We start from the raw sequence: 20636 nt of genomic DNA, 5'->3' as shown, positions 1-20636 counted from the left end.
TTTATTTTTTTGGAAATGAGATTTTAAACGCTGTGCCTTTATCCGGCTGGCTGTCTACATGGATAACGCCTTGATGATTCTCAATGATATTAAATGTTACCATCAGCCCGAGCCCTGTTCCCTTTTCTTTTGTCGTTAAAAATGGTTCTCCAATACGGTTGAGCACCTTTTCAGGTATGCCCTCCCCTTCGTCCTTGACGGTAACATGAACAGAATGCTTATCCTCTGTTACGATAATGTCTACAGTGCCTCCGTCAGGCATAGATTCTACTGCATTTTTTATTAAATTAATGAATACCTGCTTCAGCTGATTTTGGTCCCCGTTTATATAAATGCTGTCTTTCTCATAACGGGTTCTGATGAAAATCCCGTTTAAATTCGCCTGGGTTTCCAGCAGCGCAGAGACTTCACCGATTAGTTTTTTCAAGTTCAAATGCTCTTTCACGGCATTCTGCTGGGGCTTTGCCAGCATCAGCAGTTCACTGAGTATTAATTCAATTCGGCTGAGCTCAGAGAATACAATGTCAAAATAATGTTCATTTCCTTCCATCGTCGGTTTCATCAGCTGTAAAAACCCTTTAATCGCGGTCAGCGGATTGCGGATCTCATGCGCGATTCCCGCTGCGAGCTGTCCTGCGATAGATAATTTTTCTGATTTAAGCATGAGTTCCTCTGTTTGTTTTCTCTCAGAAATATCACGCAGAATGACTTGGACAGCCGCTTCACCGAAAAAGGTCGTCGGAATGCAGACCATTTCCGTGTAGATGACCCTGTTCTGAAAGGTAAACCATGATTGCTTAACGATTTCCGATTCTGTTTTTTGCTCGGCAATGTTTTGGATTCTCTCTTTCACGTCCTCATGATCGCAAGGGTGGAGCTGATCGTATATATTTTTGCCGATTAAATCCTCATAGGTCGCCGCTTCAAACAGCGAAATTCCCGACTCATTCATAAACACCCATTTCCCATTATGAATCACAGCAATAGTATCGATTGAATTTTGAATCAGCAGCTGATATCGTTCACGGCTTTTTTGCAGGATGGTTTGGAATTTTTTCCTTGAAGAGATATCGATTAGCAGAAGCAGTTCAGCCTGCTGGTTTTTGTAGACGGTCGGGGACGCTTTCACTTCTAAATGAACAGGTGTGCCATCAAGCCTTTTCCACGTCTGTTCAATCATTCCGACTTCCATTCCTTTTTGCATTCGTATAATTCTGTTTTTCACGATATCATGATACTCTTCCTCAATAAATTCATAGGACCATTTGCCAATAACAGCATCCTTGCTTTTTGCTCCCAGCATGGAAAGCATCGCGCTGTTTACATAGACGATTTTGCCGCTGACACTGATGCATAGCGGGCTTGGAAGATTTTCAACTAGCCGCTCATAATCATCCGTTATATATGTAGTTGATTCCGGGTTCGCAGGCTCAATTTCATGTTTTTCGCAGGTAAGAGGCTGATGCCCGGACTCTTCTTCGAGAATCTTCATTTTCAAAATGATTTCCCGTTCCGTCCGCTCAGCTCTCGTCGTCACAATTTCTACTGCAGCCTCCACCCATACAATCGTATGATCTTTTTTAATGAAACGAAAGGTGCACGGCATCAGATGATGTTCATTATAAAAATAGCTTTCAACTAAAAATTGGTCTTCCTCATGCAGAAATGTCTTGAGGAATGATCCGATCATTTCTCCCTGAAGATAACCCAGATACAGTTTGGAGTTGGCTGATATATAAATGATGCGTCCATTAGAAGCCAAGACTGCATGAATATCGGTTTTCGTTTGAAATGGCTTAACATACTGCGTATCCTGTTCCACAGAATCCCTCCTTTGCATGATTATCATGTTCGACATTTACAGATTGACTTTTACCTAGTATGATTCGCTAGAAAATGAGTATTCTCCTTCTATTCTTATAGTGATCTCTAATTTTTGAGGAAAAGAAAGGGCACACAATCTGTCAGATGTGCACCCTGTTTTTTATTTTTCGCTATTTTTCTTTTCGAGCTCTGCGTAAGCGTGTATGGCTCTTTTGGCGATTAACTTATTGATCGGATCGTGATCGTTTGCTACTGAAGGTACAACCACACTAAATGCAACTTTTGGATTTTTCGATGGGTAATAGCCGACAAATGTTAGATTGTATGTCCTTTTTCCCCACCAATTTTGATTTGTGCCGTAGTAAAATGTTTCCGCTGTTCCCGTTTTTCCAGACACGTCTTCTGTAAAAGTATTTTTAGCGGTCCCCGAAGTTGTAACTAATTTCATTCCAGTTTTTACTTGCTGAATATCACTATCCGTATTATTGATTTTATTCAGGATGTTGGGCTTTCTTTGCTCAATTGTTTTTCCAAGCTCCTCTTTACTGCTGGGTTTATGGATACTTGTGACGATTCTAGGCTGTATGCGGTATCCGCCATTTGCGATTGCCGAAATGTACTGTGCCATCTGAAGCGGTGTATATGTATCATATTGACCGATGGCCAAGTCTAAAATTAGTCCCCCTACGGCATCAGGTGTCGTCTGCATACCGGCAGATTCCTGCGGCAGATCAATGCCTGTCTTTACGCCCAAGCCAAACTGGCTGTAGTAATTTCTCATTTTGAGCAGATCCTTCTGATCAGCAGGAAGCGGTCCATGCGGCTTATACGTTACTCCAGCTATATGCATAGCAACATTAAACATATATACGTTTGAACTTTTTTGCAAAGCCGTTAATTCATTGATGGTTCCCATGTTCATATAGGATTTCTTAGGCTTATTATTTCCTGCAAAATACAGAGGTGTATCAACGAAATATTTATAATGCGGAATCCCATCCTGATAGCCCGCGAGAACGGTTGCACCCTTAACAGCTGATCCCATTTCATATTGGGTTGTAAAAGCACCGATCGCATAATCTTGAATCTTATTTGTTTCTAAATCTATCTTTTTTCCTGCCATCGACAAAATATCGCCGTTATTCGGATCCATCATCACAACAAATGCCCGGTCAAGCATATAGTTTCCGCGCGCGCGGCTATTTCTCACTTCTTCTTCCACAATCTTTTCTATCTTTGCCTGCAGCTCCATGTCAAATGAAAGCCGAAGATCATAGCCCCTGCTGCCTTTGTCGATTGTTTTCTGGCTGACGACATTTCCTTTATTGTCTTCCACGTATTCCACTTTTTCTTTATGAGAATTTAAATAGTCCTCATATTGATACTCCAAATAACTTTTGCCGACTCTGTCATTACTCGCATAGCCTCTCGTAACATAAAAGTCTTTCCGGTCGCTGAGCAGCCCTTGATCAGGTGTTGTGACACCTCCAAAAACGGAATAAAGTGTTTTGTCATAAGGGTATTTTCGTGTCCAATCGTTTACGACATCTATCCCCGGCAGCTCTTCTAAATGCTCAGACACAATAGAAATTTCATCATATGTTAAATCATTTTTCGGTCTTTGCGAGGAGTTTTTCTTTTCATCAAGCAATGATCCATTTTTGCCGTTGCCATTGCTGTCATTTGGGTCCATCGCTTTTACAATCTGAGGTTCATACGCATTCCCGCTTGAAAATCTTGTGTATATGGCCGCGGTTTGCATTTCTTCGTCATCCCGCTGGATGGCCTTCAATTCTTCAGCCGGGACGCGTTCAACTTGAAGCTTGTAAGCCTGTGTCCCCTTCAGATTGCTTTCAGATTCCTTTAACAGGTTGAGAGCTTTTTTTGGATGAGAAGCGAGCCAGTAATCACGTAAATCTCTATCCTTTAAAAATTCGGTATCAATATCGATCAAAGCGGCAAGCCGTTTAGCTGTTTTGATTTTGTCCTTTGTTTTTGTGCTTGATGTTGAGACATACACAATTTCCGGAACGCTCTGGTTATCAACAGCCACTTTCTCGTTTCTGTCATACATCTTTCCCCGAGGCGCTGGATAATACGCTGTTTTCGCATTAGCTTTCTCAGCGTTTTCTTCATGCTGTTCGCCTTCGACAATTTGAACAACGCCAAGCTTAAAGATTAATGCAGTAAATAGAACAAAGACCGCCAGGAAATACAGATTCATTCTGATTGCTCTGCTTCCTTTTCGCTTTTTCTTTGGTTCACGTCCTATTTCAGTCACTTCTGGTTACCCCTCTCAAATCATTCAATATATTTACATATACTGTTTTTAATTGTAACACCTTTGTAATAGTTGTTACAGCGAAAAGGGATAAAAAAAGTTGTCAATAATGAAATACATTAAAATATAACTAACGATTCAAAAAATAGGAAGCTATGTAACTGTGAGATAAAGTCACTACATACGCATGACTCGCTTGTCATCAGCGGTTCAGTGCGTTTTGATTACAAAAATGACAATCATCATTTGTCAAAGGAAAGTGATGGATTCTTTATGACAAAAAAGCTATGTTATGATTTTTTTGTAGAAAACAAACAACTCTAGGAGGTTACGAACTAATGAAAAAAGCATTTATTTTATCTGCTGCCGCTGCGGTTGGATTATTCACATTCGGAGGCGTACAGCAAGCATCAGCGAAAGAACTCTCCTGCCAGCCTGTGGTAACGGTCAAAACGGGGAACACAGTGCAAAACCTTACGCTTAAGGATGTAGTGAAAAAGCTACATATTAAAACAAATATAAAAACACTAAACGCGGCGAATGAAAAAGAGCTTGAGCAGCTCCTTCAAAAGCATGCGAAACAATCCAACATGAAGATTCAGGATGTTCAAAAACCGGAAGCAGTAAAGCCAGCTCAAAAGGCTCCTGAAAAAGCCGCTGATCAAAGCACTGCTGCTAAAGCACCGGCTACTCCTGAAAAAACAAGCAATAATACAACAACAGCTGCACCTTCATCTGTAAGTGCATATGAGAAAAAAGTTGTTGAGCTGACAAATGCAGAAAGACAAAAACAAGGTTTAAAACCGCTACAAATTGATGAAACATTAAGCAAATCTGCACATGCAAAATCACAGGATATGAAAGACAAGAACTATTTTGATCACCAAAGCCCAACTTACGGCTCACCGTTTGATATGATGAAATCTTTCGGAATCAGCTACAAAACAGCTGGTGAAAACATTGCTAAAGGACAAAAAACACCTGAAGAAGTAGTAAAAGCTTGGATGAACAGTGAGGGCCACAGAAAAAACATTCTTAACCCTAACTTCACACACATCGGTGTCGGTTATGTTGAATCCGGCAGCTACTGGACACAGCAATTCATCGGAAAATAATAAAAAGAGATTGCCTGTTTTGGACAGGCAATCTCTTTTTATTTCACCCAAAGCTTATATATACTTTGGGTCCCGCTGTTTTCTTCTCCTTGTGCGGCAAGTTGGTCATATAATGATTTCGCAAGCGACAAGCCTGGCATTTCTTCACCCATTAATTCAGCTTCCTCTAAAGCAATTCCCATATCTTTGATAAAATGCTTTACATAAAATCCTGGCTCGAAATCACCTTTCAGCATACGGGGGGCGAGATTTGATAATGACCAGCTTCCTGCCGCTCCAGTTGTAATGCTCTTCAAGACATTTTCCGGCTGAAGGCCTGATTTTTGGGCATAAGCCATCGCTTCGGCTACACCGATCATACCTGCTGCAATCGCGATTTGATTACACATCTTTGTGTGCTGTCCGCTTCCTGCCGGCCCTTGATATTGAATATTCTCTCCCATTAAAGCGAAGATGGGCAGGCAAGCTTCAAACGCTTCTTTTTCCCCTCCGACCATAATCGCCAGTGTTCCGTTTTGCGCGCCGATGTCACCTCCTGAAACAGGTGCGTCTAAGGCAAATAATGATTTTTCTTTGGCTGCCTCCGCAATTTTTTTGGCTAACGACGGTTTGGAAGTCGTCATATCAATGAGATACGCGCCTTTTTTAGCATTTTCAATAATTCCACTGGTGCCGAAATACACTTCTTCTACATCACTGGGATAGCCTACCATTGTAATAATGATATCCGCTTCTTTCGATAGTTCTTTTACAGTGTCTTTCCACACCGCGCCTTTTTCCAGTATGCTGTCCGCTTTTGCTTTTGTCCGGGTATACACCAATACGTGATGTCCATCTTTAAGGATATGTGAAGCCATACTGTTTCCCATTACTCCAAGACCGATAAAACCGACTGTTTTTTTCAAGTAAATTCCCCCAGACGTTAGATTTCATTTAGTTAAAATTTATCATTTTCTAGACTACCATATCTAGTAATCATATAGTAGAGTCTAAAAAATAAAAAAACCCAAAACTTGAAAAAGTCTTGGGTATCCAATGATGATTATAATGTAAATTTAGCAATAGCGTTCATAAGCTCTTGGCTTGCATGTTTTAATGTATCAGTTGAGTGTTTGACTTTCTCAAGCGTGATCAGCTGTTCATCGGTTGAGGCGTTGACTTCCTCCGCTGCAGCAGCCGATTCCTGTGATATAGCTGAGATGCTTTGAATCGCTTCAGAAATGGCAAGCTGTTCTTCACTCATTCTTTGTATTTCTTCGTAAATTTGATCAATACCTTGCACAAGTGACTGCATTTCCGCGGTGATGGTGTTTAATACTTCGCCAGTCTCATGAATTGCACTGTTTTGTTCATCATTCATTTTACTTGCTTCGACCATTGCATGGGAAGCCTCTTTTGTTTCAAGCTGAATCAATTTCACTGTCTCACTGATATGTTTGGTGGAAAGCGCTGACTGCTCGGCAAGCTTCCGCACCTCTTCAGCCACGACAGCAAATCCGCGTCCGCTTTCACCGGCTCTGGCTGCTTCAATACTGGCATTTAAGGCAAGTAAATTGGTTTGATCCGAAATATTTGAAATCGCAGTAACCACTTCTTCAATATTCTTCGTTTGACTTTCCAAATCCAACAGCATCGTTTCGACTTTCTTTGTTTCCGTATTGGCTTCGTTTGATTTCATCAGCAACTGGCCGAGCGCGTCAAGCCCTTTATAGCTTGCATCCTCTGAGGATTTTGAACGTGCTTTTATGCCGCCTGCCTGATCCGCAATTCGTCTGATTTTAGCAGACAGGTTTTCCGATTTTTCGTTAATGGTCTCAACTTCTGAAGCCTGTTCCGTTGCCCCTGCTGCCACTTCTTCGATCGCTTTTGCAATTTGTCCGCTCGTTTCATTGGTTTCAGCGGAGACAGCTGTTAATTGTTCAGAGGTGTCAGACACTTTTCCTGAAGAATGTCTGACTTGTTCCACCATTTCCTTCATGTTTTCAACCATCTGATTAAAGTCTCTTGTTAACATGCCGACTTCATCCTTGGTCTTTGACTCTGCATGCACTGTCAAATCGCCTGCAGAGACGGCCTTTGTTTTTGCAATCAGCTGCTGGATCGGCCCGGTTATTGTTTTGGCGAGGAAGTAGCTGAGAATAATCGTCACCGCCAGCGCGATGAGTGAGATGAAAAGGTTCGCCCGATTCATTTTATCTGAAATCCACATTAATTGATTTGTGTCAAATTGTGTTCCGACTTTCCATCCCGTTTCTCCAACCGTTTGATACACAATCATTTTTCCCTTTGCATCTTGTATCCCGTTTTTGTCAGATGCAATGGTTTTTAATGTTTGGTCCTTGGAGATATTTGTTCCTTGGTTTGACGGATGTGCTAAAAGATTGCCGCTTGCATCAGCTAAAAAAGCAAAGCCATTGTATGGCACCTTTTGCTTATTTACCATGGTCTGGATGGAAGAAAGTTTCAGATCATAACTGGCAACGCCTATCACCTTCTGCCCGTCAAGAACTGCTTTTGAGGCTGTGACGATCATTTCTCCCGTCACGACATCTTTATAGGGTTCCGTCCAGACGACTTTATCCGGTGTTTCAGCCGCGCGCTTATACCATGGTCTAGAAACCGGATCATAATCTTCTGCAAATTCTGCTTTCGGATATGTAAACATTTCTTTTTTTGCGGTGCCTATATAGGCCATCGCCACATAATCATCGTTTTCTTTAATTTGTTTAATGTCATCATTAAACAGCCTGGCAGCTTCTTTACTTGAATTTGTCACAAACGCACGTGTTAACTCTCCATTTGCCAATCTTAACAGCGAAATGTCATAACTCTTTAATTGCAGTTCGATATTTTGTTCAAGCGAGTTTGTTACGTTTTGTGTCGTGTTTTTCCCATCCTCTGTAATCATCGGTTTTAACGTCAGGTAAGAAGAAAGCATCAAAAGAACAACTGTGACGATTAACATGATAGAAACGAAAACAGCAATCTTCATGTGAAGTTTTTTAAACAAACCAATCCCCTCCTATTTTCTATATCGGCCTTTTCACCCAAAAAATGAATAAACATAAAATAAATTATAATGAAATTACAAGATATTTACTGAAAATTCAAACTGATTGTGTTTCAGCAGTTTGGATTACGATATAATAAACAGCACAAGGAGAGTGATTGTCATTTTTAAACAGATGTATGTCCATAATGGCATTAAATTTGAGCGGCTGACGATCAGAAATTATTCAAGAACAGACATTGAGGGATTGCTTTCTCTGCAGAAAGAGTGTTTCCCCCCTCCATTTCCGCAGGAATTGCTGTGGTCAGAAGAACAGCTTGACAGCCATATCAACACCTTTCCGGAAGGCGCCTTATGCGCGCTGGTTAATGGTGAAATCGTCGGTTCGATGACTTCCCTTATCGTGCAATTTGATCCTGATGCTCCCGAGCATACATGGGCGGAGACAACAGATAACGGCTATATTACATGTCATGATCCGCAGGCAAATACGTTATATGTAGTTGATATTTCGGTTTCACCGCATTACCGGAAGCTTGGAATAGGGAAATGGCTGATGAATACGATGTATGAATTAGCCGTTGAAAAGCGAATGGAACGGTTACTCGGCGGCGGACGTATTCCTTTTTATCATAAGTACGCACATGAGATCAGTGCTTCACAATATGTAGAGGATGTTATAGAAGGAAAAAAGAAAGATCCTGTACTGTCATTTCTCCTCCATTGCGGCCGTTCACCGCTCTGCATCGTCAGCAATTATTTGGACGATGAAGAATCCTTGAATCACGGGGTTTTGATGGAGTGGAAAAATCCCTTTTTATGAAAAAACGAGCTGTAAAGCTGACAGCCCGTTTACGTGAAATATTCAATTTTTGCATTAGGAAAATACGTATCGATATAAGATTCAAGCGTTTCCCGAAGCACATGCTCTTCATCTTTCTGATAAATATATTTTCCGATCCCGTAGCGTCCCCATTTATAGCGCCGCTTTTCTTCATCTAACTCAAGCTTTGTTTTTGGATAATTCTTCTCAATGACTCGTTTCGCCGGCTTCGTAAATCGATGCTGAATCAATTCAAAGGTAATATCATGTCTGACATCCTGCGGCAAAGCGGCATCAAGTTTTTCAAACAGATGTCTGTATCCTTCCTCCCAGCCTTCATGGATGTAAATCGGCGCAACAATAAAGCCTAACGGGTAGCCTGCTTTCGCTACTTTTACAGCCGCTTCAATCCGTTTATCGAGAGGAGAAGTTCCCGGCTCAAAATTCTTAATCACATAGTCAGCATTTATGCTGAATCTGAATCTTGTTTTCCCGTTATGTTTCGCATCCAAAAGGTGATCAACATGGTGAAACTTTGTGACAAATCTGAGCTTGCCAAGCTCACTCTGTCCAAAATGTTCAATGGCGTGCTTGAGCGTATGTGTCAAATGGTCGATGCCCACAATATCCGAGGTACATGAAGCTTCAAACCTTGTAAACTCCGGTGCACGTTCTTTCATATACTGATCCGCCTGGTCCAAGATTTCTTCGACATTTACATAGGTTCTGATATAGGGTTTTGTTCCCATTGTGGTTTGTAAATAGCAGTAATGGCAATGCCCCATACAGCCTGTCGCAAACGGGATCGCATATTCAGCTGACGGTTTTGAAGAATCAAACTTTAATGTTTTTCGGACACCGATTACTAAAGTTGATTTTGCATTACGGTATTGCTGAAGATGGTTTTTACCAGGAATATTGCGCACTTGGTTATGGGACGTCGTTTCTCTGATTTCGATGCCCATTTTTTCAAATTTATCATGTAATTCCTGTGCCAATGGATATTCCATTGCTCTCGGTTCAATATAAACGAGCTGCGGAACAAATGGGTTCTGCATGGTGCCACATCCTTTTCCTTTTCTACCGTTACTTTTCTCATAAGGCGGAAAGGATATGAGTTGTAATGTTTTCCTTGTTACTCATACGGATCGATATCAAATAATTCTTTGTAAAGTGTTTTTGCTTCTTCATAGCTTGCAAAAACAGCATCATCCTCAGCAAACGGATGATAGGTTTCAAATATAAACAGGGAAAGCTCACCCTCATGGTATGGGTGTTGCACAATTTCAGCTTCCTTTATATGAGCAACATTGGCGGCGTGCGGATTTCTGTAGATGACGTAGACTGTATCTCCTGCATTAAATTCGTTTGACATTCTATCCCTCCTAGCCATGTTATTGTGCCCCGCTGCATCCCTGATTATGAAAAAAACCAGACAGGCCGGAGGCCGTCTGGTTTTTGTGAATTACTTGAATGTTTCTTTTACGAACGCGACAACTTCTTCTGTCGTGCTCATAGATAAGATTTTCTCTTTGAATGACTCAGCTTCTTGTTTAGACAATTTGCTGATTTGTGTTCTTGCCGGAAGGATAGAAGTTGCGCTCATTGAGAACTCATCTAAGCCTAAGCCAAGAAGAATCGGAATCGCAATTTCATCTCCTGCCATTTCTCCGCACATGCCGACCCATTTTCCTTCTTTATGTGCCGCTTCAATTACAAGTGTAATTAAGCGAAGGATTGCAGGGTTGTATGGCTGATACAGGTAAGCTACACGTTCATTCATACGGTCAGCTGCCATTGTGTATTGGATCAAATCATTTGTTCCGATACTGAAGAAGTCAACTTCTTTAGCAAACTGATCAGCGATAACTGCAGTCGACGGAATCTCAACCATCATACCGACTTCGATGTCGTCAGATACAGTTTGTCCCGCTTTGACAAGCTTTTCTTTCTCTTCAAGAAGGATCGCTTTCGCTTCTTTGAATTCGTTAACTGTCGCAATCATAGGGAACATGATTTTCAAGTTTCCGTATGTACTTGCACGAAGCAGCGCGCGAAGCTGTGTTCTGAAGATTTCTTGCTCTTCAAGGCAAAGACGAATCGCTCTGTAGCCCAAGAACGGGTTCATTTCTTTAGGAAGCTGCAGGTAAGGAAGCTCTTTGTCTCCGCCGATATCAAGTGTCCGAACGACAACTGATTTTCCTTCCATACGCTCAAGAACCGTTTTGTAAGCGTCAAACTGCTCATCTTCTGTAGGCAGCTGATCTCTTCCCATGTAAAGGAATTCTGTACGGTAAAGACCAACTGCTTCTCCGCCGTTTTCAAGAACACCCTTCACATCATCTGGAGTACCGATATTCGCTGCAAGCTCTACATGATGACCGTCTTTTGATACAGTCGGTTCATTGACCAGCTTCGCCCACTCAGCTTTTTGAGCTAAATAAGCGTTATGTTTTTCTTCATACTCTTTTACAGTTTCCGCAGAAGGATCGATAATGACATCGCCATTAATACCGTCAACGATAACAGTCACGCCGTTTTGGATCGTGCCTGTAGCCGCTTTCGTTCCGACAACTGCAGGAATCTCAAGAGAACGCGCCATGATGGCAGAGTGAGATGTGCGTCCGCCGATATCAGTTGTGAATCCTTTTACGAACTCACGATTTAATTGAGCTGTGTCAGACGGTGTTAAGTCTTCAGCTACAATAATAACTTCTTCTGAAATCATGCTTGGGTTTGGAATTTCAACGCCAAGCAGGTGGCCCGTTACGCGTTTTGTTACGTCGCGGATATCTGCCGCACGCTCTTTCATGTATTCATTATCCATAGATTCAAACATGGTAACGAACATAGAAGACGTTTCTTTTAAAGCGAATTCAGCGTTTACAGAATCAGAGCTGATTTTTTCTTTCACAGGATTCAGAAGCTCAGGGTCACTGAGAACTAAAAGGTGAGCAGAAAAAATATCAGCTTTATCCTGACCCAGTTCTTTCAAAGCATGCTCTTTGATTTTTTCGAGCTCTTCTTTAGAACGTGCAATCGCTTCATCAAAACGGCTTACTTCCGCTTCAGAATCAGAGATGTTTTTCTTTTCAACCGTTAAATCTGGCTCTTCAAGCCGGTACGCTTTTGCAATCGCGATGCCGGCTGAAGCACCAATCCCTTTTAATTCTTGCATTACTCGCCGAGTCCTTCGCTTTTCATTGTTTCTTCTAAAGCGTTAAGAGCATCGTTTTCGTCAGCGCCAGCAGCAGAAATTGTGATTTCAGCGCCTTTAGCGATTCCAAGAGACATAACACCCATGATTGATTTAAGGTTTACAGTTTTGCCGTTATATTCCAAATTAACGTCAGCGTCGTATTTGCTTGCAGTTTGTACAAGAACTGTTGCAGGACGAGCGTGAATTCCAGAATCTGCAGTTACTTTGAATGTTTTTTGTGCCATTTTTATCATTCTCCTTTTAACTTAAAGCTATATTACTTCACAATATTATATCATACAGCCGTACTTGTCATCTGACAAGCACAGCGTACTATATACCCTTATTTTTCAATCTTCACAATGTCTTCTTGCTCTCTGTTAACTGATCCGCTTGCCTTAATGCTGACCGTTTCTCCTTCAGCAAGGTTCGTAAATACGATCGGTGTCATCAGAGACGGTACATTCGGTTTTACTGCGTCCAAATCAACTTCAAGAAGCTTTTGTCCAGGCTCAACGCGGTCCCCTTCTGATACGAAAGACGTAAACCCTTCGCCCTTGAGGCTGACCGTATCAATGCCGAAGTGGATCAAAATTTCTTTTCCACCGTCAGATTGCAGGCCGATTGCATGTTTTGTCGGGAAAACATTTAATATTTTTCCTCGTACCGGAGAAACGACGATGCCTTCAGAAGGAAGGATCGCAAAGCCGTCACCCATCATTTTTCCTGAGAAGACTTGGTCAGGAACATCAGTAATTGGGTGAATTTCTCCAGCAATCGGAGAAACAAAGACTTCCTCGCCAATTTCATTTTGCAGCGGTTCTGCAATGACTTCCTCAACCTGCTGCCCTACTTCTTCCTCAGCGGATGTTTTCGGTTCAGGTCTTGGTTTGCGTCCCGCGATGATGTCCTGCATTTGTGTTTTTAATCCGTCAGAACGTGGTCCGAAAATCGCCTGAATGTTGTTGCCCACTTCCAGAACCCCGGAGGCGCCAAGCTGCTTCAGACGGTCTTTATCAACCTTTTTCTGATCGTTTACTGTCACACGCAGACGAGTGATACAAGCATCAAGGTGTTTGATGTTTTCCTGGTCACCCATTGCCTGCAGGATCTCGTAAGGAAGGTCGCCTGCTTCTCCTGTTTTCCCGGATGCTGCTGTTTCAGCTGAAGCATCCTCACGGCCTGGTGTTTTCAGATTAAATTTGCGGATCGCAAATCGGAATCCGAAGTAGTAAATAACCGCAATCCCTAAACCAACAGGGATGACAAGCCACCATGCCGTCCGGTTCGGTAAAATGCCGAAAAGGAAGTAGTCAATTAAACCGCCGGAGAATGTCATACCAATCTTAACATTCAACAGCTGCATGACCATGAATGAAAGCCCTGCAAACAAACAGTGAATCGCAAATAGGACAGGGGCAACGAATAGGAATGAGAATTCCAATGGCTCTGTGATCCCTGTCAGGAAGGATGTCAGTGCTGCTGAACCCATAATACCTGCAACAAGCTTTTTGTTTTGCGGTTTTGCTTCATGATAAATCGCAAGTGCCGCAGCAGGAAGACCAAACATCATAAATGGATATTTACCTGTCATGAACGTACCTGCTGTTAATTGTACACCGTCTTTAATCTGCGCCATAAAGATGCGCTGATCCCCGCGGATGATCTCTCCGGCTGCACTTTTGTAGCTGAAGAATTCATACCAGAACGGCGAGTAGAAAATATGATGTAGACCAAATGGAATAAGCGACCGTTCAATGACCCCGAAGATAAATGCAGCTAGGGTTGGATTCGCTTCCACTAATCCAGTTGAAAAGGCATTCAATCCATGCTGGATCGGAGGCCAGATCACTAACATAATAAGACCCAGAATCAGTGCGGAAATTGACGTAATAATCGGTACGAAACGTTTACCCGCAAAGAAACCAAGATATTGCGGCAATTCAATTGTATAAAATTTGTTAAACAACAATGCTGCCAGCACACCGACGATAATACCGCCGAATACCCCTGTCGCCAAGGTAGGTATGCCGAGCATGTTTACATATGCCGGGTGGTTTTCCGTGAAGAACTTGGCTCTTTCGATTGAATCGGAAGGAATGGTTCCGTTTGCAAGAAGAACCGCACTCATGGATACGTTCATCACCAGATAACCGATAATTGCTGCTATCCCGGCAACTCCATCTCCGTTGGCAAGCCCGATGGCTACACCTACTGCGAAAAGAAGCGGAAGGTTATCGAAAACAATCTGCCCAGCGCTTTCCATCACACCCGCTACGAGCTGAACATTGTCATTGCTTAGGAAATGCAGGACTTGAATCATGTCCTTGTTTTGCATTGCATTCCCGATCGCAAGCAAAATACCCGCCGCAGGAAGAATCGCAACTGGAAGCATAAGCGCACGCCCGATTTTTTGGAGAACGCCGAATAATGCTTTAAACATAAGAATTGACCTCCTCTTTTTACTAGTCTGACCTTACAGCTAAAAATCATGACAACGAATTCACAGGCGTAAGTCTTCCAGTTTAACCGTTTACATTTGCCCTTTTACACAACAAAAAAGGCATGAGCAAAATAGGGTGCGCAAAAGAACGAGAATGACCTTCCCGTTTTTTCCCCTCAATCACTCATGCCTGATCGGATCAGTAACACGTTTTTAAAGGATAAACTGAATTTATGAAATTTTATTGGTTAATCGGTACAGATGAAGCGTGAGATAAACCGCTTCCGCCTCATGAACTGGTTTCTTCAATGTTTGCTGCAAGATTTTAATCAATTTCCAAGCTGTATTGTAGCATAGCGGATATTCATTTTTCAATAACAACATTAATTTTTCTGGTTCTTTAGTCGGTTCCTCTTTTTTAATTCTTTCTATCGTAAATCTGATGTGCCGGATAAGCCGTAAATAGTTGACGCTTTCCTTATTTACTTTCATTTGAAACGAGTCTTCAATCACCTCTACAAGCTGCGCCATCAGCTGAGAGTGCTTATTGACTTCGGACAGCGGGCGATTCGTCAGGGCTGAATGAATATGCAGGGCGATAAAACCGATCTCCCCTTCCGGAAGGCAGATACCCGCTTTTTCATTGATCATATCAATGACTTCTTTGGCAATCTGATATTCATCCGGATAAAGTGACTGCGTCTCCATTAAAAAAGGATTTTTCATATCAAAGCCCTGCTGCTGCCTTTTGATTGCAAATGCAATATGGTCAGTCAGTGCAATATGAATATGTTCATTTAGTGAGCGGTTTGTCCGATTGCTGATATGATATATGACATCGTTTGAAATATCAACGAGCTTTTCATCAACATAGTCGAGGAGCTTTTTAAACTGCTTCTGTTCCTTTTCGTCCTTTAAAATGAACATTTTATCGTACCCTTTATCTTCAATCACATCATCTTGTTTTTTTCCGAAACCAATTCCTTTTCCGATCAAAACTACTTCACTGTATTTATGATGAGAAGCAATTAATACGTTATTATTCAGTACCTTTTTCACTGTAAAGGACCCATTCACGATCCTCAGCTCCTTTGTCATTCAATACCTCATATCGTACATAACGAACGGAATGCGCGTCAAACCTTTTTTCATCCTTTCACTAAACAGTCGATCTTTCAATGAGACGGTAATCAAGAACCCTGCTTTCAATCGGCTGACCTTGAATCCTTTTTTCCAGCATGGCAAACGCCTGCTTGCCCATTTCCTTCGCTTGAATATCGATAGTTGATATCCCAAGCAATTGGCTGATTTCATGGTTATCAAAGCTTAAGATCGCAAGTTCATCCGGAACAGACACTTTCTGAGCTTTCGCTTCGAGTAAAAGCCCTGCCGATACCTGGTCATTCGCGACAAAAATAGCCGTCGGCCTTTCTCTCCAGTTGTTCCATTTATGAAAAAGCGCTTTTCCATCGTTCATTGTAATCGCTTTCTCAATCACCCATTCTTCATTGAATGTTTCTCCGATCTCTTCCAATGCTTCTTTATATGCTTTGATGCGAAAATGACTGTTCATGCCTTTTTTTCTCGCTAAGCAAATCGCTATTTTTTTGTGCCCTTTGGCGATTAAATAGTCGAGTCCGTCCCGGAATGCGGCTTGATGAGGAATGCTGATTGTGGAAAACCCACCCTTGTTTGAATTCTGACAAAGCAATATCGGCCCTTCCCACTCCTTGAGCTTGTCATCAGACAGCGCCTTCGAGCAAAAAATCAAACCGTCAACCTGAAGCTGTTTTAATTGGGACAGCGCAAAGATTTCTTTCTTCACGTCATAATTTGTCTGGAATAAAGAGAGGTGAATACCTGATTCTGCGGCAGCGTCTGAGATTCCCGCCATCAGTTCCGCAAAATAAGGAAGGCCGATCGTCGGCATCACAACACCGATCATGTTTGAAAACCCCTTCGATAAATGCACAGCGTGGACATTTCTTGTGTACTCCAACACTTCCATTGCTTCAAGCACTCTTTTTCTTTTCTCTTCACTTACATAAGGATGATTGTTTATGACTCTGGAAACCGTCGTAACGGAGACACCGGCTTTGTCTGCAATGTCTTTAATATTAGCCATAAATTCCCTTCTTTCTGATTTCCCTTGATCTGGAATGCGTTTCATACAATACGATAAGAACGTACCGACAGATTAGATGTTTTTTTGCTGAAAGGAGAAGATATAAATGGGTTTCTTCATTTTAATTGGATTATGTCTGGCCGTTCTGGGCGGAAGCTGCCTGGCTGTAAGACCGCTCAATCAAAAACATGAAGTGAAACCATTTCGGACGTTTGATGATTTTTTTATTTAAAACAGATAAAAAAGGACGATGTCGAGAACAAAGTCCTTTTTTATCTCTGCCTGTTACGGCAATATCGTTAATTCCTTCGGATATTGAGTAAGCGCAACCGCCCCGTCTTTTGTTACGTGAACGTCATCTTCAATGCGTACGCCGCCAACATCCGGCACATAAATGCCCGGTTCGATTGTGTAAACCATTCCTTCCTGTAGCAGCGTGTCATTGGCTTTGCTCATTGACGGGTACTCATGCACTGAAATGCCGAGACCATGGCCCAGCCGGTGAGGGAAATATTCTCCGTATCCGGCTTTTTCAATGATTCCGCGGGCAGTTAAGTCCAGATCTCCGATTCTCACGCCTGGTTTGCTTGCTTCTATCGCGGCTTTTTCCGCTTGAAGCACCGTCTCGTACATTTCTTCCTGCTTCGGATTGATTGTTTTGTAAGCAAAGGTTCGCGTGATATCAGAGCAATAGCCGTCCATAATAACACCCAGGTCAAACAAGACAAGATCGCCTTTCTTTAATGTGGCTGTTCCCGGATTTCCGTGAGGCTGACCTGATTTTTTCCCGAATAGCACCATTGTCGAGAAAGACATGCCCTGAATTCCTTTTTTCTTCAACTCATACTCAATCTGAGCGAGAACTTCCACCTCACTGATGCCTTCACGCAAAGCAGCTGTTCCGACTTCAACACCAAAATCGGCAAGCTTCGCCGCCTCTTTCAGCAATTTAATTTCATGCTCGTCTTTCATCAGACGAAACTGGTTAAGTGTTTCTTCTGCTGATACAAATTGAGCCCCTCCAGCTGAATGCTTCAGTTGTTCGGCACGCGAAAGCGAGATTGAATCCTTTTCTACGGCAAGCGTATGTATGCTGACATTTCGTTTTTTGAGTGCTTTTTCAATGAGCTCCCATGGATTTTCGTGATCGGCATAGCCAATAATTTCGTGATTCCATCCGGCATTTCGGGCCTGGTCTGCCTCCATTCCCGGACAAACGAAAAATGGCTCCTCCTCTTGAAAGATAAACAAACCCATTACACGTTCATGCGGCTCTGTATAAAAACCGGTTAAGTAAAATACATTTTCTTTCGTATGAATAAATGCGGCAGTATGCCCCGCTTCCTTCAGCCATGAAGAGACGCGTTGTATTCTATTCATTTCTTGTTCCTCCCTGCCTTTTGCCATGCATTGTTCTTTATATATTGTAACAGGTTTTACGGGTGTTTGCCTTTCACGGCGACTTTCCGTTTTCCATCATTTTATTTCCTGCCGGTCATCTTGTATACTGAGAGGAGAGTTAAATCGCAGGGAGTTGTTCCGTTTGCTGATGAATTTTTTCAGACGTAAGGCAGTTGTTCTATTAACAGTTGGGGGAATTTCCGCTCCTTTTGTCGGTATGAAGCTGGTGGATTTTTATTATTACAGCTCTATCATAGGCTGTGCAGCCGGCTTCCTTTGCTGCATCCTGGCTCTCATCATTGTGATGAAAAGGCCGGATCAAGAGAAAAAGCAAAGGAAGGTAAAACTTGATCCATAAAAAAACAGCAGCCCATTTGGACCGCTGTTTTTTATTTTAAAAGCCTTAAACCGTTTAGAATCACCAAGATCGTACTTCCTTCGTGGCCTATAACGCCAAACGGCAATTCCATCACCTGTAAAAAATTTGCGCAAATTAACAGGCAAATGACCGCGAGAGAAAATACGATATTCTGCTTTACAATCCTGTTCATTTTCCGTGATAAACGGCACATTTTTACGAGTTTTTTCAAATCGTTTTGCATGAGCACCATATCAGCAGTTTCAAGGGCCACGTCTGTTCCGCCGCCCATTGCAATGCCGACATCCGCCGCTTTTAGTGCCGGCGCATCGTTGATTCCGTCTCCGACCATTGCAATCGTCCCGAATTCTTCTTTTAATCGTTTCACTTCATTTACTTTTTGGTCAGGCAGACATTCTGCTGCAACTGTTGTCATTCCCGCTTCCTTCGCTATCGCTTGAGCCGTGTCCTCGTGATCTCCCGTCAGCATGGCCGTTTTAATCCCCAGACGGCTCAGTTCATCCATGACTTCTTTTGCTTCAGGTCTGATTTGATCTTTCAAAGCGATACAGCCGGCAATTTGATCGTCCTTTTTCACAAACACTATGGTTTGGCCGTTTTGAATGATATCTGATGCAGATTGTTTCAAAAATTGTGCTGACAATTCTTCCCCAATAAATCCTGCCTTTCCGACTTTCCATTTGGCACCCGCCACTTCAGCCATTACACCAAAGCCTGACGTTTCTTCGATTGATATGTAGCCGGACTTGTTGATGCCGCGGCTTTCAGCGTAGCCGGCAATGGCTTGCGCGAGCGGATGGCTGGACTGCTTCTCAATCGCATAGACAGCTTCAAGCACTTCCGTTTCTTCATACCCTTCCGCCAGTCTGACCGTCTCAACCGCGGGCTGGCCTTTTGTTACAGTCCCCGTTTTGTCAAAAGCGATCATTTGCACAGATCCCAGCTGTTCAAGAAATACACTTCCTTTCACTAGCATGCCGTTGCGGGCGCCATTTGAAATCAAGGACAGCGCTGCCGGCATGATGGACGCGACAAGTGCGCAAGGTGACGCCACCACCATAAATACCATCGCGCGATAAAAGGTTTCACTCCAGCTCCAGCCAAGTGCAAAGTGCGGCACAAACAACAGCAGCCCCACCACGATCAGAACGCCTTTTACATATGCATTTTCAAATCGTTCGATAAAAGCTTGCGCAGGTGACACACTGTTTTGCGCAGATTCCACCAATTTGATAATCTTTCGGAATAAAGAATCTTCGCTTGCTTTTGTGACACGGACGGTCAAGGAGCCGTTTCGATTAACAGTTCCCGTATACACAGCGTCGCCGGTGTTTTTTTCTACGGGCATCGATTCGCCCGTTAACGCTGACTCGTCAAGACTTGTAGAACCAGATTCAATGATCCCGTCAGCTGCCACCCGTTCTCCAGGTTTGATAACAATCGTATCACCGGCCTTAATATCTGCAACCGATACTCTTTTGGTTTCACCGTTTACAATCAGCGTTGCTTCTTCAGGCTCAAGCTTCATTAAAGAAGTTAAATCCCTGCTGCTTTTATTCATCGTGTATGTTTCTAAAGCTCCGCTTAAGGAAAAAATAAAGATTAAAACGGCACCCTCTGCCCAGTACCCAATCAATGCGGAACCCACGGCAGCGAAAATCATTAAAAGCTCAACATTCAGCGTTTTGGATTCGAGCGTTTCTTCGATTCCTTCTTTCGCTTTAGCAAATCCGCCGATGACAAAGGCCAGCAAATATAGCGTTACCGATAACAACTGATGTGAGGAAAGGAGCCAGCCTGCTAAAATAAGAGCACCTGACACAAGGGCTGCGATAAGCTCCGCATGCTGGGACCAGCTTTTTTCTGGCTGTTCTGTCTTTAATGGCTGATGCTGATCTTGTTTAAGCATCACTTGTTCATTCATATCGAATTCTCCTCCCTAATTGAGAACGCAAATCATCTTCATTTCTCTTATAAAAAACAAAATCGCCGCCCAGAAGGCAGCTTCATCGTTGGTTATTCCATGATGTCTTTCT

Annotated in this window: 16 protein-coding genes and 1 pseudogene; 4 read left to right on the top strand and 13 right to left on the bottom strand. The window is 42.6% G+C overall.

Annotated elements, in window-relative coordinates; translation table 11 throughout:
* Position 1 precedes the first annotated feature (1 nt).
* Positions 2-1822, bottom strand: coding sequence for a sporulation histidine kinase KinA (gene kinA / locus NYE43_RS07605; RefSeq protein WP_024121207.1), 1821 nt, complete (start codon positions 1820-1822; stop codon positions 2-4).
* A gap of 162 nt (positions 1823-1984) precedes the next feature.
* Complete coding sequence (locus NYE43_RS07600) at positions 1985-4105, bottom strand: peptidoglycan D,D-transpeptidase FtsI family protein (protein ID WP_341061469.1); 2121 nt, start codon at positions 4103-4105, stop codon at positions 1985-1987.
* Between the two features lie 338 nt (positions 4106-4443).
* Between NYE43_RS07600 and NYE43_RS07595 the strand changes: the two genes are divergently transcribed.
* On the top strand, positions 4444-5220 hold the full coding sequence (locus NYE43_RS07595; protein ID WP_341061467.1) for a CAP domain-containing protein: 777 nt from the start codon (positions 4444-4446) through the stop codon (positions 5218-5220).
* Positions 5221-5258: 38 nt separating this feature from the next.
* On the opposite strand, the gene NYE43_RS07590 is transcribed toward NYE43_RS07595, so the two are convergent.
* Complete coding sequence (locus NYE43_RS07590; RefSeq protein ID WP_341061465.1) at positions 5259-6125, bottom strand: NAD(P)-dependent oxidoreductase; 867 nt, start codon at positions 6123-6125, stop codon at positions 5259-5261.
* Between the two features lie 137 nt (positions 6126-6262).
* On the bottom strand, positions 6263-8230 hold the full coding sequence (locus NYE43_RS07585; RefSeq protein WP_341061463.1) for a methyl-accepting chemotaxis protein: 1968 nt from the start codon (positions 8228-8230) through the stop codon (positions 6263-6265).
* A 157-nt stretch (positions 8231-8387) separates the two neighbouring features.
* Between NYE43_RS07585 and NYE43_RS07580 the strand changes: the two are divergent.
* Positions 8388-9090, top strand: a pseudogene (locus tag NYE43_RS07580) (GNAT family N-acetyltransferase).
* On the opposite strand, the gene splB reads toward NYE43_RS07580, so the two are convergent.
* The 7 genes from splB to NYE43_RS07545 all read right to left on the bottom strand — a co-directional run bounded on the left by splB (position 9083) and on the right by NYE43_RS07545 (position 16820).
* Complete coding sequence (gene splB, locus NYE43_RS07575; RefSeq protein WP_024121198.1) at positions 9083-10111, bottom strand: spore photoproduct lyase; 1029 nt, start codon at positions 10109-10111, stop codon at positions 9083-9085. The pseudogene NYE43_RS07580 and the gene splB sit on opposite strands and share 8 nt — an antisense overlap.
* A gap of 77 nt (positions 10112-10188) precedes the next feature.
* A complete protein-coding gene (gene splA, locus NYE43_RS07570; RefSeq protein ID WP_024121197.1) occupies positions 10189-10428 on the bottom strand; it encodes a splAB operon transcriptional regulator SplA in 240 nt (79 codons plus the stop codon).
* 90 nt (positions 10429-10518) lie between these two features.
* Positions 10519-12231, bottom strand: a complete 1713-nt coding sequence (gene ptsP / locus NYE43_RS07565) for a phosphoenolpyruvate--protein phosphotransferase (RefSeq protein ID WP_024121196.1) — start codon at positions 12229-12231, stop codon at positions 10519-10521.
* Positions 12231-12497, bottom strand: coding sequence for a phosphocarrier protein HPr (locus tag NYE43_RS07560; protein ID WP_010334034.1), 267 nt, complete (start codon positions 12495-12497; stop codon positions 12231-12233). The genes ptsP and NYE43_RS07560 overlap by 1 nt, the downstream gene beginning before the upstream one ends.
* Positions 12498-12595: 98 nt before the next feature.
* Complete coding sequence (gene ptsG / locus NYE43_RS07555; protein ID WP_024121195.1) at positions 12596-14695, bottom strand: PTS glucose transporter subunit IIABC; 2100 nt, start codon at positions 14693-14695, stop codon at positions 12596-12598.
* 231 nt (positions 14696-14926) lie between these two features.
* Positions 14927-15793 carry a glucose PTS transporter transcription antiterminator GlcT gene (gene glcT / locus NYE43_RS07550; protein ID WP_038954190.1) on the bottom strand — a complete coding sequence of 289 codons (867 nt, stop codon included), beginning with the start codon at positions 15791-15793 and terminating at the stop codon, positions 14927-14929.
* A 61-nt stretch (positions 15794-15854) separates the two neighbouring features.
* A complete protein-coding gene (locus NYE43_RS07545; protein ID WP_341061459.1) occupies positions 15855-16820 on the bottom strand; it encodes a LacI family DNA-binding transcriptional regulator in 966 nt (321 codons plus the stop codon).
* Between the two features lie 106 nt (positions 16821-16926).
* On the opposite strand from NYE43_RS07545, the gene NYE43_RS07540 reads away from it, so the two are divergent.
* Complete coding sequence (locus NYE43_RS07540; protein WP_010334030.1) at positions 16927-17052, top strand: hypothetical protein; 126 nt, start codon at positions 16927-16929, stop codon at positions 17050-17052.
* A 53-nt stretch (positions 17053-17105) separates the two neighbouring features.
* Here NYE43_RS07540 and NYE43_RS07535 read toward each other — a convergent pair whose 3' ends face one another.
* Complete coding sequence (locus tag NYE43_RS07535) at positions 17106-18200, bottom strand: M24 family metallopeptidase (protein WP_101865215.1); 1095 nt, start codon at positions 18198-18200, stop codon at positions 17106-17108.
* Between the two features lie 163 nt (positions 18201-18363).
* Here NYE43_RS07535 and NYE43_RS07530 point away from each other — a divergent pair, with 163 nt between their 5' ends.
* Entirely contained in the window at positions 18364-18579 is a 216-nt protein-coding gene (locus NYE43_RS07530) for a hypothetical protein (RefSeq protein WP_024121191.1), read from the top strand.
* A 31-nt stretch (positions 18580-18610) separates the two neighbouring features.
* On the opposite strand, the gene NYE43_RS07525 is transcribed toward NYE43_RS07530, so the two are convergent.
* A complete protein-coding gene (locus NYE43_RS07525) occupies positions 18611-20524 on the bottom strand; it encodes a heavy metal translocating P-type ATPase (protein ID WP_326324089.1) in 1914 nt (637 codons plus the stop codon).
* Positions 20525-20636 lie beyond the last annotated feature (112 nt).

Origin of the sequence: Bacillus sp. FSL R5-0434, assembly GCF_038004745.1 — a bacterium.
Taxonomy (GTDB): domain Bacteria; phylum Bacillota; class Bacilli; order Bacillales; family Bacillaceae; genus Bacillus; species Bacillus halotolerans.
Note: the sequence above shows the minus strand (reverse complement) of the source record. Positions and strands in the feature narration are given on the sequence as shown.

Coding starts and splice junctions, on each gene's coding strand:
- NYE43_RS07540 (WP_010334030.1), top strand. CDS start 16,927: ATGGGTTTCTTCATTTTAATTGGATTATGTCTGGCCGTTCTGGGCGGA.
- splB (WP_024121198.1), bottom strand. CDS start 10,111: ATGCAGAACCCATTTGTTCCGCAGCTCGTTTATATTGAACCGAGAGCA.
- NYE43_RS07525 (WP_326324089.1), bottom strand. CDS start 20,524: ATGAATGAACAAGTGATGCTTAAACAAGATCAGCATCAGCCATTAAAG.
- glcT (WP_038954190.1), bottom strand. CDS start 15,793: ATGACAAAGGAGCTGAGGATCGTGAATGGGTCCTTTACAGTGAAAAAG.
- ptsG (WP_024121195.1), bottom strand. CDS start 14,695: ATGTTTAAAGCATTATTCGGCGTTCTCCAAAAAATCGGGCGTGCGCTT.
- NYE43_RS07545 (WP_341061459.1), bottom strand. CDS start 16,820: ATGGCTAATATTAAAGACATTGCAGACAAAGCCGGTGTCTCCGTTACG.
- NYE43_RS07595 (WP_341061467.1), top strand. CDS start 4,444: ATGAAAAAAGCATTTATTTTATCTGCTGCCGCTGCGGTTGGATTATTC.
- splA (WP_024121197.1), bottom strand. CDS start 10,428: ATGTCAAACGAATTTAATGCAGGAGATACAGTCTACGTCATCTACAGA.
- NYE43_RS07535 (WP_101865215.1), bottom strand. CDS start 18,200: ATGAATAGAATACAACGCGTCTCTTCATGGCTGAAGGAAGCGGGGCAT.
- ptsP (WP_024121196.1), bottom strand. CDS start 12,231: ATGCAAGAATTAAAAGGGATTGGTGCTTCAGCCGGCATCGCGATTGCA.
- NYE43_RS07560 (WP_010334034.1), bottom strand. CDS start 12,497: ATGGCACAAAAAACATTCAAAGTAACTGCAGATTCTGGAATTCACGCT.